11 protein-coding genes are annotated in these 13901 nt (G+C 46.8%); 3 read left to right on the forward strand and 8 right to left on the reverse strand.

What is annotated here, in order from left to right:
• Nucleotides 1-54 precede the first annotated feature (54 nt).
• A complete protein-coding gene (pdxK, locus tag AC0NJP_RS08700; RefSeq protein ID WP_474699535.1) occupies nt 55-864 on the reverse strand; it encodes a pyridoxine/pyridoxal/pyridoxamine kinase in 810 nt (269 codons plus the stop codon).
• Between the two features lie 340 nt (nt 865-1204).
• Here pdxK and AC0NJP_RS08705 point away from each other — a divergent pair, with 340 nt between their 5' ends.
• The 3 genes from AC0NJP_RS08705 (at nt 1205) to AC0NJP_RS08715 (ending at nt 6477) form a co-directional block, all read left to right on the forward strand.
• Nucleotides 1205-2491: a lactate racemase domain-containing protein gene (locus AC0NJP_RS08705; RefSeq protein ID WP_474039579.1), complete on the forward strand. Its 1287-nt coding sequence runs from the start codon at nt 1205-1207 to the stop codon at nt 2489-2491.
• 196 nt (nt 2492-2687) lie between these two features.
• On the forward strand, nt 2688-5570 hold the full coding sequence (locus AC0NJP_RS08710; protein WP_474699536.1) for an ATP-binding protein: 2883 nt from the start codon (nt 2688-2690) through the stop codon (nt 5568-5570).
• Nucleotides 5548-6477 carry a GGDEF domain-containing protein gene (locus tag AC0NJP_RS08715; RefSeq protein WP_474699537.1) on the forward strand — a complete coding sequence of 310 codons (930 nt, stop codon included), beginning with the start codon at nt 5548-5550 and terminating at the stop codon, nt 6475-6477. Before AC0NJP_RS08710 ends, AC0NJP_RS08715 begins: the two co-directional genes overlap by 23 nt.
• Here the strand turns inward: AC0NJP_RS08715 and AC0NJP_RS08720 are convergent.
• From AC0NJP_RS08720 to AC0NJP_RS08750, 7 genes are read right to left on the reverse strand one after another with little or no spacing between them, the layout of a single operon-like run.
• Entirely contained in the window at nt 6434-7570 is a 1137-nt protein-coding gene (locus tag AC0NJP_RS08720; RefSeq protein ID WP_474699538.1) for an amidohydrolase, read from the reverse strand. The two genes, AC0NJP_RS08715 and AC0NJP_RS08720, sit on opposite strands and share 44 nt — an antisense overlap.
• Before the next feature lie 41 nt (nt 7571-7611).
• Entirely contained in the window at nt 7612-8565 is a 954-nt protein-coding gene (locus AC0NJP_RS08725; RefSeq protein ID WP_474699539.1) for a S66 peptidase family protein, read from the reverse strand.
• A complete protein-coding gene (locus AC0NJP_RS08730; protein ID WP_474699540.1) occupies nt 8565-10160 on the reverse strand; it encodes a peptide ABC transporter substrate-binding protein in 1596 nt (531 codons plus the stop codon). The genes AC0NJP_RS08725 and AC0NJP_RS08730 overlap by 1 nt, the downstream gene beginning before the upstream one ends.
• On the reverse strand, nt 10157-10960 hold the full coding sequence (locus AC0NJP_RS08735; RefSeq protein ID WP_474699541.1) for a serine hydrolase: 804 nt from the start codon (nt 10958-10960) through the stop codon (nt 10157-10159). Before AC0NJP_RS08735 ends, AC0NJP_RS08730 begins: the two co-directional genes overlap by 4 nt.
• A gap of 41 nt (nt 10961-11001) precedes the next feature.
• The gene (locus AC0NJP_RS08740; RefSeq protein ID WP_474699542.1) at nt 11002-11970 is read right to left on the reverse strand and encodes an ABC transporter ATP-binding protein; all 969 of its coding nucleotides are present in this window, start codon (nt 11968-11970) and stop codon (nt 11002-11004) included.
• A complete protein-coding gene (locus AC0NJP_RS08745) occupies nt 11967-12974 on the reverse strand; it encodes an ABC transporter ATP-binding protein (RefSeq protein ID WP_474699543.1) in 1008 nt (335 codons plus the stop codon). Before AC0NJP_RS08745 ends, AC0NJP_RS08740 begins: the two co-directional genes overlap by 4 nt.
• An 11-nt stretch (nt 12975-12985) precedes the next feature.
• Complete coding sequence (locus tag AC0NJP_RS08750; protein ID WP_474699544.1) at nt 12986-13897, reverse strand: ABC transporter permease; 912 nt, start codon at nt 13895-13897, stop codon at nt 12986-12988.
• Nucleotides 13898-13901 lie beyond the last annotated feature (4 nt).

Raw genomic sequence — 13901 nt, forward strand, 5'->3', positions numbered from 1 at the left:
AAAGCGAAAAGTCCAGTCTTTTTATGGCTAACATTATTTATAGTTTATGTCACCTTATTTATAGAGTCGATGGGCGGCATGGCAGGTAGGTCCGACATACTGATTTAAAGGGAAGGAGTGTTCAATGGCTTTACTGATGAACACTTTAGCTGCCTGAACTGCTTCTTTGGCGGTGAGCCCTTTAGCTAGACCCGCTGTAATTGCAGCGCCATAAGTGCAGCCAGCGCCGTGCGTATAGGCCTGTTCGAATTTAGGCGACTCGAGGACAACAAATTCTTTGCCATCATAGAAAAGATCGATGGCTGTCGGTGTGCCTAGTTTAGCGCCGCCTTTGATTAAAACATTTTTCGTTCCTAAGGCATAAATTTTTTGAGCTGCTTCTTTTAAGGCATCAAGGGAATGAATTTCTTTTATACCGCTTAGCTGAGAAGCTTCAAATAAATTAGGCGTTAGAACAGTTGCCCGCGGGGCAAGGACTTTGGCAATAGCTTCAGCAGTCTCAGGATGGAGTACTTCGTCCGTTCCTTTGCAAGCCATGACGGGGTCGATGACTACATTTTTTACGTGATAGGCATCAATCTTGTTCGCTACAAGATCAATGGTTTCTGTTGTGGCGAGCATACCTGTTTTTAAGGCATCGACGCCAATCCCTTTTAATACGGTTTCCAACTGCGCCTCTAGTACATCTAAAGAAAGGGGATAAATGTCGTGAGCCCAGTTATTATCAGGGTTTTGTGCCACAATTACGGTAATTGCTGTCATGCCATAAACGCCAAGTTCTTGAAATGTTTTTAAATCAGCCTGCAAGCCAGCGCCGCCGCTTGTATCTGAACCGGCTACAGCCAGTGCCTTATACATCGTCATTGATTTTCGTCCTCCTAGCATCACTTGTTTTTCTTTAGTTCATTCTATTTTAAAGAGTTACAGTAAAACAATTACTAGTATTATAGAATGATTTGGCCATTATGAATAGAGCCAGAATAGATCATTTTTAACCGACCACTTTTCTTAAGCGGCGGCGATGCTGCTGGTCGTCGCGCTTTTTCGTTGAAAGGATTGACAGGGGAAGCGCAATAGGAGTATAGTGGTTACAAGTTAACAATAAACTTCTGCTTTTTGTTGCCTTTTTCGATTGATAAAGGTAGCAGGGGCTTTTATTTTTTAAACTGACAGCAGTATTGAATGAGATGGGGGAGAAGTATTTATGAAAGAATTTTCTTTGGCTTATGGCACAACAGAAATGAAACTGCAGGTGAAAGAGGAAAATATTCTGCAGGTGATTGAAAGTAATCCGGTTTCCTTTGCTAAGAGCGAGACAGAATTAATTCAAGCAGCGTTGGAACAACCGATTGCCAGCGCTCGTTTGTCGGAGTTAGTGCAGGCGGGACAAACGGTTTGTATCGTGATTCCTGATGTGACGCGACTGTGGCAAAAACCGCACTTGTATTTGCCATTGCTTGTGGAAGAACTTCATAAGGGTGGCGTTAAGGATAAAGATATTCTTTTTGTCAGCGCCTTAGGCAGTCATCGTAAACAGACAAGAGAAGAACATGAAATGCTGCTCGGACCCGAGCTTTCCAAACGGTTTACCGTAATTGATCATGATTGTTATGATAAAGAAAATCTTGTTTATAAAGGAAAGACAACCTTTGGTACGCCTGTATGGCTCAATAAACAGGCCCTTGCTTGCGATCATCTTGTCTTGACCGGCGGCGTTGTTTATCATTTCCTTGCTGGCTGGGGTGGCGGCAAAAAGTCGGTTTTGCCTGGGATCTCCGCCTATGAAACGATTATGGCCAATCATGGTTTGTCATTAAGCCCTGAACGCGGCGCCGGCGCTCATCCTGATGTTCGTTCTGGCTATGCCGAGAAAAACCTGATTCATCTTGACATGCAGGAAGCAACAAGTTTTGCGAAACCATCTTTTTTATTGAATGTTGTCCTGGCGGAAGGTCGTATTGCTGGTGCTGTTGCCGGAAATTGGCTGGCGGCTCATGAGAAAGGCCAACGACTTGTTGATGATATTGATGGCGTAGCTGTGCAAGAAAAAGCCGATCTTGTGATTGCATCAGCTGGCGGCAGCCCGAAAGATGTGAATCTTTATCAGACCATTAAAACGCTGGTCAATGCTAGGGAAGCGACAAAACCGGGCGGAACGATGATTTTGCTGACAGAGTGTCCGGAAGGGCTCGGTGGCAATGCCGATGTGCAAAACATGATTTTAGGGTATGATACGGTATTAGATCGTGAAGATGCCCTGCGAGCCGATTATAGTATTTCGAAATATGTAGGCTATTATTTCTGTGAATCCGCCGTGAAATTTGATTTGATTCTTGTGTCTTCGCTCGAATCACAACTACTAGCGAAGGCGAATATTACGATCGTGAAGACTCTGGATGAAGCGCTCAAGCTTGTATATGACAAACGCGGGGAAAATTTGAAGACTCATATTATGCCTCACGGTGCGAATACTTTTCCGCGAATTGATTAAAGCATTATAACCAAAGTGGGTAAATAAGCAAGCTGTCTTGCAAGGAGATCTGTTTTTTAGCAGATCTCTTGTAAGACAGCTTTTTTAAATGGTAGTCCTCAAAATTTATAAATTATTAATTGGTAAACTGTGGGACAGGAGTCCCTTTGTTTTTTGTAGAATAAAGATGGGAAATGTTTAGATGACAGGAGTCAGTATGCAGATAAAAAGAAACTATATACCGTTTAAATCGCTTATTTTCCTCTTGCTATGCTTTCTGCTGTTGCTGCTTGGCGGTATGGTGACTTTAGCGCCAAATCGATTTGAGAGTAAAACTGACGAAGTCGCTTTCCCGGTCCAGTGGCTATACTATCGCGGCGATGGCGCGGCGGAAAACTTTTCGGGCAATCCTGATTTTGCCAAAACACCATGGCGAACTTTTCCTTCGCAATTTGTTAGTGGCGGAATGCCCAATGATTCAAGCCGCTTCCTAGTTTTGACGACAACGGTTCCGAATCTTGACCCACTAGCAAGTCCCGCACTTTATTTGCCGTCAGTAGATCAATCTTTTGAAGTATATCTTGATGGCCAGAAGATTTATCAGTATGGTTGGAACGGGGAGAAGCCTTTTTTTGCTGGTTGGAGCTGGCATTTAGTTTCTCTACCAGAGGACGCCGCCGGAAAGACGCTTTTGTTACGGATTTACTCCATCGATAAAACGATTGGCGTGATTGGACAGGCGCGTATTGGTTCTGATGCTGATTTTCGATTGGCTCTATTTGAACAGGATTTTCCGTGGCTGTTATTTGGTTTCTTCTTTTTCTTTGCTGGCATTTTTACTTTTCTTGCTTGGGTGCGCCGTACAGAAAAGCGCGAATATCTTTACTTTGCGCTGTTTAGCCTAGCGGTAGGTTTTTGGCATATCACGCAAGTGAAAAGCAAGTTGATGTACTGGGATGCTCCGCTGTTTTGGACTTATAGCGATCTTTGTTCCCTTTATTTAGCGCCTGGGTTTTTACTGTTGTTTCTGCGTCATATTTTTGGACGTACCGCTTGTTATGGCAATTCCAGCTGTTATGGACTATATACGTGGCTGTTTCGCTTGCACTTTGTTTTTTGGCTGTCTACCTTTATGGGAGCACAACTGGGAGGCTTCTTTTTGCCGGACAGTTTAATTTATTTTAATTTCCTTGAAGTGTTGGATCTTTGTGCGGTTGTACCAACGATGTTTATTTTGGCGTGGAAAAAACATTCGGAAGCGCAAATTGTTTCTATTGGGATATTTTTATTTTCCTTGCTTTCTGGTAATGACATACTAGCCAGTATGGGGTGGCCGCTTTTCTCGTTCCAAAGTATTTCCTGGGGGACTTTCTCCTTACTGCTTACTCTGGCTTTTTTGTTGATGTATCGTTTTGAAAAAGTGCAGCAACAGCTTGTCGCTTATACGGAGGCCTTGGAAGTAAGCGAAGCTGAGTTGCTGCGTCATCGGACGGAATTGGAAAAGTTAGTCGAAGCGAAAACCTGTGAACTTCGTCTGGCCAAAGAGGCAGCGGAAGCGGCTAGTGAAGCAAAAAGTCAATTTTTGGCTAATATGAGTCATGAAATTCGTACTCCTATGAATGGCATTATTGCGATTGCTGAGCTGCTTATGGAAAATTTGACCCATCCTGATGAACGCGAACAAGTGGCGGTTATGAGTCACTCCGCCGAAGCGCTGCTTCATTTGATTAATGATGTACTCGACTTTGCTAAGGTGGATGCTGGTCAAATGACACTAGAGGAATCGGATTTTTCTTTGAAGGAACTGCTGCGGGAAGTGACGCTGCTGATGGAGGTACAGGCTCGCTCTAAGCAACTCCATATTTATACAGAACTGGCGCCAGATTTACCGGAAATGCTTTGCGGCGATCCATTACGGCTACGTCAAATTTTACTTAATTTAATGGGCAACGCTGTGAAATTTACGGAAGCAGGCTGGATTAAACTATCTGTGAACTGGCGAAACGAGGCAAGTGACAGTATTTTGCTATGTATTGGCGTAGAAGATACGGGAATTGGGATACCTCGTGATAAACAGCATTTATTATTTCAATCGTTCCAACAGATTGATACATCAACTGCTAGGCGCTTCGGCGGTACGGGCATTGGTCTGGCTTTGACGGCAAAACTTGTTGCGCTAATGCAAGGGGAAATTACGGTAGAAAGCGAGGCTGGCCAAGGCGCGCTCTTTACTGTGAAGCTTCAGCTTCGTCGTTGTGCCGATACTTTATTGCAACCGATTCGCGAGAATGTGGTTACGGCGTTAAGAGCATCGCAAGCGATGATTCTTGTTGTGGAAGATCAAGAAATTAATAGTAAAATTGCGTTAGCCCAGTTAGAGCGTTTGGGCTTAAAAGGCAAAACAGCGAAGGATGGTTTGACGGCGCTAGAACTGTTACGCCAAGAATCTTTTGATATGATATTACTTGATTTGCACCTGCCTAAGGCCGACGGGTATTTTGTCACTCGGGCCATTCGCAGTGGCGAAGTGAGCGATAAAGTGCAGCATATCCCTATTGTGGCTATGACGGCAAGTGCGCAGCCTGAAGATCGGCAAAAATGTTTGGCTGCTGGAATGAATGAATACTTGACAAAGCCTGTCCGGCTGCGGCAGCTGGCTTCGGTGATTTCTGCCTACTTAGATTGGACGCCTGAGTGGCAGGAGGTAGAAGCGCTGAATCAAGTAGATCAACTGATTTTCGATCCCTCTGTTTTAGCGGCCAATTTACCAGGAAAAGACGAGTTGATTCGTCAATTGTTACAAGAATTTATGACGGAGCTGAAAGTAAGTCTTGGTCGATTGAATCGGCAGTATCGCAGTCAGTCTTGGCAGGCGATGAAGCGGGAAGTTCATGCTGTAAAAGGACTTGCTGGCAATGTAGGCGCGAGACAAGTCTTTTGGATTCTGCAAAATCTGGAAGAACAGCTTCGAATGGAGTCTTATCGGGAAATTCCCGTTCTATTGAGTGAGTTGGAAGGCCAAGGAAATTATTTTTACTCACTGTTGCGGCGCGAGCACTATATAGGAGACGAAACGAATGAAAATTTTAGTGGCCGATGATAAAAAGATCAATCGTTCTATTTTAAAGAGTATGCTCCTAGATATGGGCTATGAAGTCATTGAAGCGGAAACGGGAGAACAGGCTCTTGCGATTTTATCAGATCGCGAAGGTCCGTTGATTGCTTTTCTTGATGGCGAAATGCCTGACTATGACGGACCGGATCTTTGCCGGATGATCCGGTCGCAGGAAAGGGAAAGCCTAGATTATAAATTTCTTGTTCTCGCTACAGGACATGATCGGAGAAGTGATAAAGCTGCGGGCTTTGCTGCTGGTGCCGATGATTATATTGTAAAGCCTTTTGACAGACAGGAATTGCAAATGAGGATACGCGTTGGCGAACGTCTTGTGCGTCTACAGGAAAAGTTGCGTTTTTTGGCGACGCGTGATGAACTGACTAGACTTTGGAATCGCCGGACAATAATGCAAGGACTCGAAGCAAAGCTAAGAGAAACTAGCGGTTTAGTTGCAGCGGCAATTCTTGATCTAGATCATTTTAAAAGGATTAATGATACCTATGGCCATTTGGCAGGCGACGAAGTCTTACGCGAAACGAGTCGACGCTTGATGTCAGTTTTAGATTCTAAAGGCATGGCTGGTCGGATGGGCGGCGAAGAGTTTATTGTGTTTTTTGCTGTACAGTCTATTGCCGAAGCCGAGAACTTTTGCGAAACTGTGCGGGAGAAGATTGGTCGTGTTCCTGTGGTATATAGATCAAGTGATCAGCAGGATTTGGTGAAAGAAATTCCGGTTACAGCTAGCCTTGGTTTAGTCGTGGCTTTTGTACCAAGCGATTTGGAAAGTGTGCTACGGCTGGCTGACCAGGCCTTGTATGAAGCAAAAGAAACCGGAAGAAACCGCAGCGTTAGATGCGAGTTTCTTCCGGTAACAGATCAAGAGCCGTCATAGCCATGGCTTTGGCGCCGATTAACAGGCGCTCCTGAGCATAAGGGGAGCAAGCAGCTGCGGCAAATTCCGCTGTATGGGCGGAAAGATCAGCGCCAATCGAAATATCGGGATGCAGTGTAGGGATGATATGACTAACTGTGCCCACATCGGTTGAGCCGCCTGCCTCTGCGTCGTCAAGAATGGTGACTTCTTCGCCGAGCAGCGCCATGTTTTGCCGAAATAGAGCGGCTAACCTTTTGTCATTGATTAATTCTTTATAAAGGGGTTCGTAATGTTCTACTGTTACTGTTGTGCCTGTCGCTAAGGCAATTCCCTCGGCAAGGCGGCGAAAAGCTGGTAGAACCGTGTCTTCTAAATAGCGGTATGACAGTGCACGGACTGTAAATTTAGCTTCGGCTTTATCTGGAACGATATTTGGCGCAATGCCGCCATGAGTGATAATACCGCCAAGAATGGTTTTTTCAGTGAGGCTTTCTTTCAGTTGCTTCAGGCCACTGTAAAATAAGACGAGGGCGTCAAGGGCATTGACTCCCTTATGAGTACTACTGGCAATATGAGCGCTTTGACCGTGGAAAGTTACTTTGACCGGATGGGTGGCGTAAGATGTGCCGCCTACACTGTTTACATCAGCGGGATGAATAATGAGGGCGGCAGTGAGCGGATCAAAGAGACCCGCGTCGGCCAGCGTAATTTTGCCGCCTGTCGTTTCCTCGGCAGGGCAGCCGAATAAATATGAGGTAGCTTTTTCTTGTGCGGCGGCGGCAAAAGCGACGGCAGCACCGTAGCTCATGGCGGCAATGAGATTATGGCCGCAAGCATGGCCTAATTCCGGCAGAGCGTCGTATTCGGCTAGAAAACCGATTTTAGGCCCGGAAGAACCTTTCGAAGCCTGAAAAGCTGTGGGGAGATTACCGCAGTTTCTTTCTACTGTAAAGCCATGTCTGGCAATGGCTGCAGTTAAGCAGGCGACGGCTTGATGTTCTTCGTTGCCTAGTTCGGGATGATTATGAATAAAGCGACTGATTTCGTTTAATTCAGCAGCTAAGGCGTCGACGGCGGCGCAGGCTGTTTTTTTTAATTCATTACGATTCATAAACAGGACTCACTTTCTGATAAAATAGGCACACGTTCACCTTAGTCAGTCAAGGCGCTTTCCGTAAGTATTAAACCGCCCTCGGCAGTGCTAAGGCGGGCTCTTACGCCAAAGGGAAGTGTTGTTTTATCCCGTTGGTGGCCAAAGGCTAGATTGCCAAGAATCGGAATTGATAAATCGCTTAAACGATCTTGCAACACTTCTTCCAAAGAAAACCCTCTTTCTGATTCCTCATCTGGCTCTTCTTCGCAATGTACGAAGCGGCCAAGCACAAGCCCAGCTGCTTCCTGTAATTTACCAGCCAGCCGCAATTGTGTGAGTAGGCGATCAACTCGATAAGGTTCTTCACCGACTTCTTCTAGACAAAGAATTTTATTTTTTGTATCAATTTCGTAGGGAGTTCCTAGCGTTGCCGCAAGCAGGCTCAGATTACCGCCAGTAAGAATCCCTGACGCTTCGCCAGGACAAAGCCAGTTCAGCGGCTGCTCTGGCGGATTGCTGATAAGGCCAAGGGGGCGGCTTGTTTCCAGAGCTCGGAGCATTGCCGCTATAGTATAGTCTGAGGGATTTCGCCCTAAATCAGATGCGACCATGGGACCATGAAAGACAGGAAAGCCGCAAGTTTGGCTGATGGCGGTAAACAAAGCCGTCACATCACTGTAGCCTAAAAGAATTTTGGGATTTTGTCGTAGCAGTTCATAATTAAGTTCTGATAGATAGCGCATAGCGCCATAGCCGCCGCGCAGGCAGAAAATGGCCGCAATCGACGGGTCGGCAAACATTTCTTCAAGATCACGTAACCGAGCCGCATCGGAGCCGGCGAGGTAGCCCCATTTTTGTTGAACGCTGCGGCCAATTCGTACTTCGTAGCCTAATTTTTCAAGCAAATCAATGCCTGCGCTTGCTTCCTGCCAGTCGCCGCAGCTTGCTGGTGCAATTAGGCCGATACATTGGCCCTTTTCAAGTTTCTTTGGTTTTATCGAGGCTTTATTCATTATAGTCCGTCCTCCTCAAGATAGGCGCTTTTAAAATCGGCCAGACCTAGTACGGACCAGGAATAATTTTTCAGGCGAGGGCTTACAAGATAGGGCTGTGTCGTATAGTAAATGGGGATGACTACGGCGTCTTTTAAGAGTAGCTTTTCGGCCTGATGCATAGCAGTCATGCGAACAGACGGATCCAACGTGGACTGCGCCTGCTTTATGAGTTCATTATATGCTTCGTTTTTATATTTGGCGTCATTTTCTGGGTCTTTGAAGACGTCCATAAAGGTCATGGGGTCACTATAGTCGCCAATCCAGGAGGCGCGAGCTACCTGAAAGTCGCCTTGCGCCCGCGACGAGAGAAATACTTTTGACTCCTGATTCACTAAGGTGACTGATACGCCGAGATTCTGTTTCCACATTTCTTGAATTGCTTCCGCAATGGCCTTGTGCAGTTCGCCAGAATTAAAGAGAATCGTAATGGGCGGCAACCCTTGACCGTCAGGATAACCTGCTTGTGCTAGCAGGTTTTTTGCTAAAGCGATATCTTCTGTCACCAGATTTCCGCCTTCCAGACGAAAGTCTTGCCCTGTTGCCGGATTCTTTAAACCAGGCGGTACCCAGGCGTAGGCAGGTTCTTTGCCGCCCTTGATAATATGGTTGACGAGAAATTGGCGGCTTAAAGCCAAACTGAAAGCTTGGCGTACTTTCGGGTTATTAAAAGGCGCTTTTTCTGTATTAAATACATAATAATAACTACCGAGATAGGGAGCAATTTTGAGCTTGTTTGTCTGGGACAGCCGGTCATACTCGGTGATGGGCGGTTCCACCATCATATCTACCTGATTGCTTTCCGTGAGCAGCATACGTGTTGTCTGTGAGTCCACAATCGGCCAGGACATGCGCGTGAGTTTTACGGCGCGGCGGTCCCAATACATTTCGTTAGGGGAAAAATCAATTTTGCCATTATGAAGCCACAAGTCGATTTTAAAAGGGCCGTTACTGATTATGGGACTTTGGATTGCCCAGTTGTCGGGATGCGCTTCGATGGCAGGTCGGTAAACGGGATAGAAAGCATGAAAGGCCACCAAACTTAAAAAATAAGCCGTAGGTTTTTCTAGTTCTACGTCAAGCGTATGCGTATCGACAGCTGAAATACCGACGGAATCTGCCGATGCTTTATCACTGTTATAGTCTTCGGCATTTTTAATACTATATAGCATGTAGGCATTTTCCGAGGCAACTGCCGGATCAAGCGCTCGTTTCCAGGCATACTCAAAATCGGCGGCAACGACAGGATCGCCATTAGACCACTTGGCATCTTCGCGTAGGTGAAAGCGATAATGTAGTCCGTCGGGGGAAATTTCCCAACTAGTGGCTACGCCGGGAAGCGGCTCATCATGATTGCCAAGGCGTGTTAAGCCTTCAAAAATCTGCAGTTCTACTAGCGATTCAGGAATTGCTGTTGATTTGGCCGGATCCAGTGTTGCCGGTTCTGTCTCCAAGGCATAACGGAAAGGGGCCTGCACGGATGATTTGCAACCAACAGCGCTGATGAGTAGGACAAGCAGTAGAAAGCAGAAAAATAGACGTTTTAGGATCGTCATGAACCTGCCTCCTTTGTTTGTAAGGGGCCGCTAAAATATTCATAGAGGATTTTTCCAATTCTAGCGCCGAGCATTAGGCCCTCATAATTAAAGGTAAGGTTTTTGGTCATGATTGTTACGATATAAGGACCGCCAGGCAGATAGAGAATTCCGCCGTCATGTTCTGCGCCTGGCAATGTCCCGGTTTTGTGGGCGATTGGGATTTCTTCCGGCCAGGTAAAGGGGAGTTTGTCACGAACCTGCTGACGCTTTAATACAGACAGCATGTGATCGCAAATCGAACGAGGCAATGTTGCTCCGTCATAAATCAGACGAAAAAGTGTAACAAGATCGCGCGGGGACGAATAATTTTCCCGTCCTTTTTGAGCAGCTGTAAAATCCATCATTTTTCGTTGCAACCGTGTTTCTGCTAGATTTAATTGCTCCATCGTTTCATTGATTTGTGCCATGCCTAGACGTTCAATGAGTAGATTCGTAGCTGTATTATCACTGATGACAATCATCAAGTTAGCTAATTCCTCGATGGTCAGGCTGGTGGGGCGAATTTCCATCAAAATGCCGGCGCCGCCGACAACCTGCTGCGGTTTAAGTGGAATGGATTCCTGTAAATCAAGCTTACCAGCAGCGACTTGACGCATGATTTCGTAAAAAATCGGCACTTTAATCATACTGGCAGAAGGAAAAGACTCTGCCTCATTTATAGCCAAACTGTCGCCTGTGCGGGGATTGATCAGTAAAAAGGCGCAACAGCCAGAGCTTTGCGTAAATTCTGCTTCAATTTGTTTTTTTAATCGTTCCATTGACAGGATCATCCTTTATATAGAGTATCAGATAGATAGTATTAGATAAAATGACAGGCCGCTTCATGGTGCGAGCCGCAAGTCTTTAACGCTGGTTCTGTTTCGGCGCAGAGCGGCTGGACGTTCGGGCAGCGCGTACGAAACCGACAGCCTGAGGGAAGCGCCAAGGGACTCGGAAGTTCGCCTGATAGCAGCACCAGTTGCTCACTTGCTTGCTGTGGATCAGGTATAGGAATGGCCGCGAGCAACGCTTTCGTGTAGGGGTGTCTCGGCTGTTGATATAACGTAAGACTATCGGCTATTTCTACAATTTTTCCTAGATACATTACGGCAACGCGATGACTAATATGTTGAACCATGGCTAGATCGTGAGCAATAAATAGATAGGTCAAGTTTAAAGCTTGCTGCAGATCTTCTAAAAGATTCACGATTTGGGCTTGGATGGAGACGTCAAGGGCGGAAATCGGTTCATCACAGACGAGAAACTCTGGTTCCATGGCGAGAGCGCGAGCAATGCCAATGCGCTGTCGTTGACCGCCGCTGAATTCATGGGGATAGCGACCGAGAGCTGTAGCGGAAAGACCCACAAGATCTAGCAACTTTTCCAAACGGCTGGAAACTTGTTTTTGGGGAACGATGGAATGGAGGATAAGGGGCTCGCGTAAAGTTTCGGCCACGGTAAAGCGGGGATTGAGCGAGGCATAAGGATCTTGAAAGATCATTTGCAAGCGCGGTCTTCCCGTCAGTTGACTGTTATTTGGCAGTGGCTCGCCATGAAAAAGAATTTCGCCGCCAGTTGGCTTATAAAGCTGGACAAGCATCCGGCCTACGGTCGATTTACCACAACCGCTTTCGCCAACGAGGCCGAGAGTTTCGCCGGCAAAGACCGAGAAATCAATGGAATCCACGGCTTTTAACTGCGCTTGAGGGCGCCCCCAAAAGTCTGTTTTAACCGGAAAGTATTTTTTCAATGCTTTGACTTCGAGTAAGGGTGTTTTTGACTGGTTCATTCGTTGCGCCGCCTCCTTCTTTCCTGGGCCAGCGGGTGCTCAAGCCAGCATTTTATCTTATGACTTGTTGTTGCGGTTTCATAATAAGGCGGCGCCGTTTTGGCGCAGACTTCCATAGCATCAGGGCAGCGCGGGTGAAAGGCGCAGCCTGTTGGTTTTCGGCCGGGATGGGGCGGTTGTCCCGCTATAGCTGTTAATTTTTGTTTGCCTGCTGTTTGTAATCGCGGCAGGGCTGCCAGCAGGGACTTTGTATAAGGGTGGCCGGGATGATGAAAGATTTCGCTTGCTGCGCCTTCTTCAACTAAGGTACCGGCGTACATAACCAGAACACGCTGACACAAAGTGGCAACAGCGCCAAGATCATGGGAGATGAAAAGAATCGCCGTATTTTTTTCTTGTTGCAACTTCTTTAATAAAGCCAGAATTTGTGCCTGAATGGTTACATCAAGAGCAGTGGTTGGTTCGTCGGCAAGCAGCAGCTTAGGTCTACAGGCGAGCGCCATGGCAATCATAGCTCGCTGACGCATACCGCCGCTAAACTGATGCGGGTAGGCAAGAATACGTTCCTCTGGTGAAGGAATGCCTACCTGCTGCAAAAGCTCGACTGCAGCTGCCAAGGCGGCGGTTTTATTCATATGACAGTGCAGCATAAGGCTTTCGGCAATTTGATCACCGATTGTCAAAACCGGATTTAACGCTGTCATGGGATCTTGGAAAATCATACTGATATCCTTGCCGCGTATTTTAGCGAGTTCTCTGTCGCTCTTTTGACGCAGGTCTTCGCCGTTAAAGTGAATTTTTCCCGCATCATACAAGGCAGGTGGTGCGGCAATTAGGCCGAGAATGGCCTGAGCTGTCAAGCTTTTGCCACAGCCTGATTCTCCCACCAATCCGACAGCCTCACCGGGAAAGAGTGAAAAGCTAACCGATTCGACGGCCTGTAGCCGATTTTGCTCGGCAAGAAAGGAAATTGCGAGATTTTCTACTGTGAGTAGAGGTTTCATGGAGTACCTCCTTAGCGTCGGACACGCGGGTCAAGCGCATCGCGCAGACCGTCGCCGAGAAAATTAAAGGCCAGCATCGTCAGGCTGATTGCCAGAGCTGGGAACAGGAGTTGGAAAGGATAAGAACGGATACTCGTGATTCCCTCGGAAGCGAGTACGCCCCAACTGGCCATCGGCGCCGCTACGCCAAGACCGATAAAGCTTAGAAAAGCTTCAGTGAAAATCGCTTCGGGAATGGCTAGAGTCATGGTGATTAAAATGGGACCAAGACAGTTTGGCAGCAGATGACTATATAAAATTCGCCAGCGGCTGACGCCCATGGTTTGAGCTGCCAGAATATATTCTTGTTCTTTTAATGTAAGGATTTGGCTGCGTACCACACGCGCCATATTTAGCCAGTAGGCAATGCCAAGGGCAATAAAAATATTGCTTAGGCCTGGTTTCAGTACCACCATCAGCACAATGACATAGAGCAGTAGCGGAATACCATATAAGATATCAACAATCCCCATCATGATCCGATCGACGCGGCCGCCGAAAAAACCGGAAACTCCGCCGTAAATTACGCCAATCGTCAAATTGATGAAACTGGCAACAATGCCAATGGCCAGGGAAATACGAGCGCCGTAAAGTACGCGGACAAAAAGATCGCGACCGAGATTGTCTGTGCCGAACCAGTGAGCGGCGCTTGGCGGTTCATTGGCGGCAAGCAGATTTTGATCAGAGTAAGAGTAGGAAGAAAAAAATGGTCCTATGAGAGCAACAAGTAGAAAAAAGAGAATCAGATATAAACCCGCCATAGCAAGCTGGTTGGCTTTTAAGCGGCGCCAGGCGGCTTGACGGGAAGAGAGACCTGGCGTAAAGTGTTCTTGGTCGCCTTCGGTCCGCGCCAGCGGTTGAAAGGATTGGGGCGTAAGTTCCATTCTG

The organism is Pelorhabdus sp. sgz311002 (genome assembly GCF_056134285.1).

Excerpts from the sequence above, each read along its gene's own strand:
- pdxK (WP_474699535.1), bottom strand. The coding sequence starts at position 864 with ATGACGATGTATAAGGCACTGGCTGTAGCCGGTTCAGATACAAGCGGC.
- AC0NJP_RS08705 (WP_474039579.1), top strand. The coding sequence starts at position 1,205 with ATGAAAGAATTTTCTTTGGCTTATGGCACAACAGAAATGAAACTGCAG.
- AC0NJP_RS08710 (WP_474699536.1), top strand. The coding sequence starts at position 2,688 with ATGCAGATAAAAAGAAACTATATACCGTTTAAATCGCTTATTTTCCTC.
- AC0NJP_RS08715 (WP_474699537.1), top strand. The coding sequence starts at position 5,548 with ATGAAAATTTTAGTGGCCGATGATAAAAAGATCAATCGTTCTATTTTA.
- AC0NJP_RS08720 (WP_474699538.1), bottom strand. The coding sequence starts at position 7,570 with ATGAATCGTAATGAATTAAAAAAAACAGCCTGCGCCGCCGTCGACGCC.
- AC0NJP_RS08725 (WP_474699539.1), bottom strand. The coding sequence starts at position 8,565 with ATGAATAAAGCCTCGATAAAACCAAAGAAACTTGAAAAGGGCCAATGT.
- AC0NJP_RS08730 (WP_474699540.1), bottom strand. The coding sequence starts at position 10,160 with ATGACGATCCTAAAACGTCTATTTTTCTGCTTTCTACTGCTTGTCCTA.
- AC0NJP_RS08735 (WP_474699541.1), bottom strand. The coding sequence starts at position 10,960 with ATGGAACGATTAAAAAAACAAATTGAAGCAGAATTTACGCAAAGCTCT.
- AC0NJP_RS08740 (WP_474699542.1), bottom strand. The coding sequence starts at position 11,970 with ATGAACCAGTCAAAAACACCCTTACTCGAAGTCAAAGCATTGAAAAAA.
- AC0NJP_RS08745 (WP_474699543.1), bottom strand. The coding sequence starts at position 12,974 with ATGAAACCTCTACTCACAGTAGAAAATCTCGCAATTTCCTTTCTTGCC.
- AC0NJP_RS08750 (WP_474699544.1), bottom strand. The coding sequence starts at position 13,897 with ATGGAACTTACGCCCCAATCCTTTCAACCGCTGGCGCGGACCGAAGGC.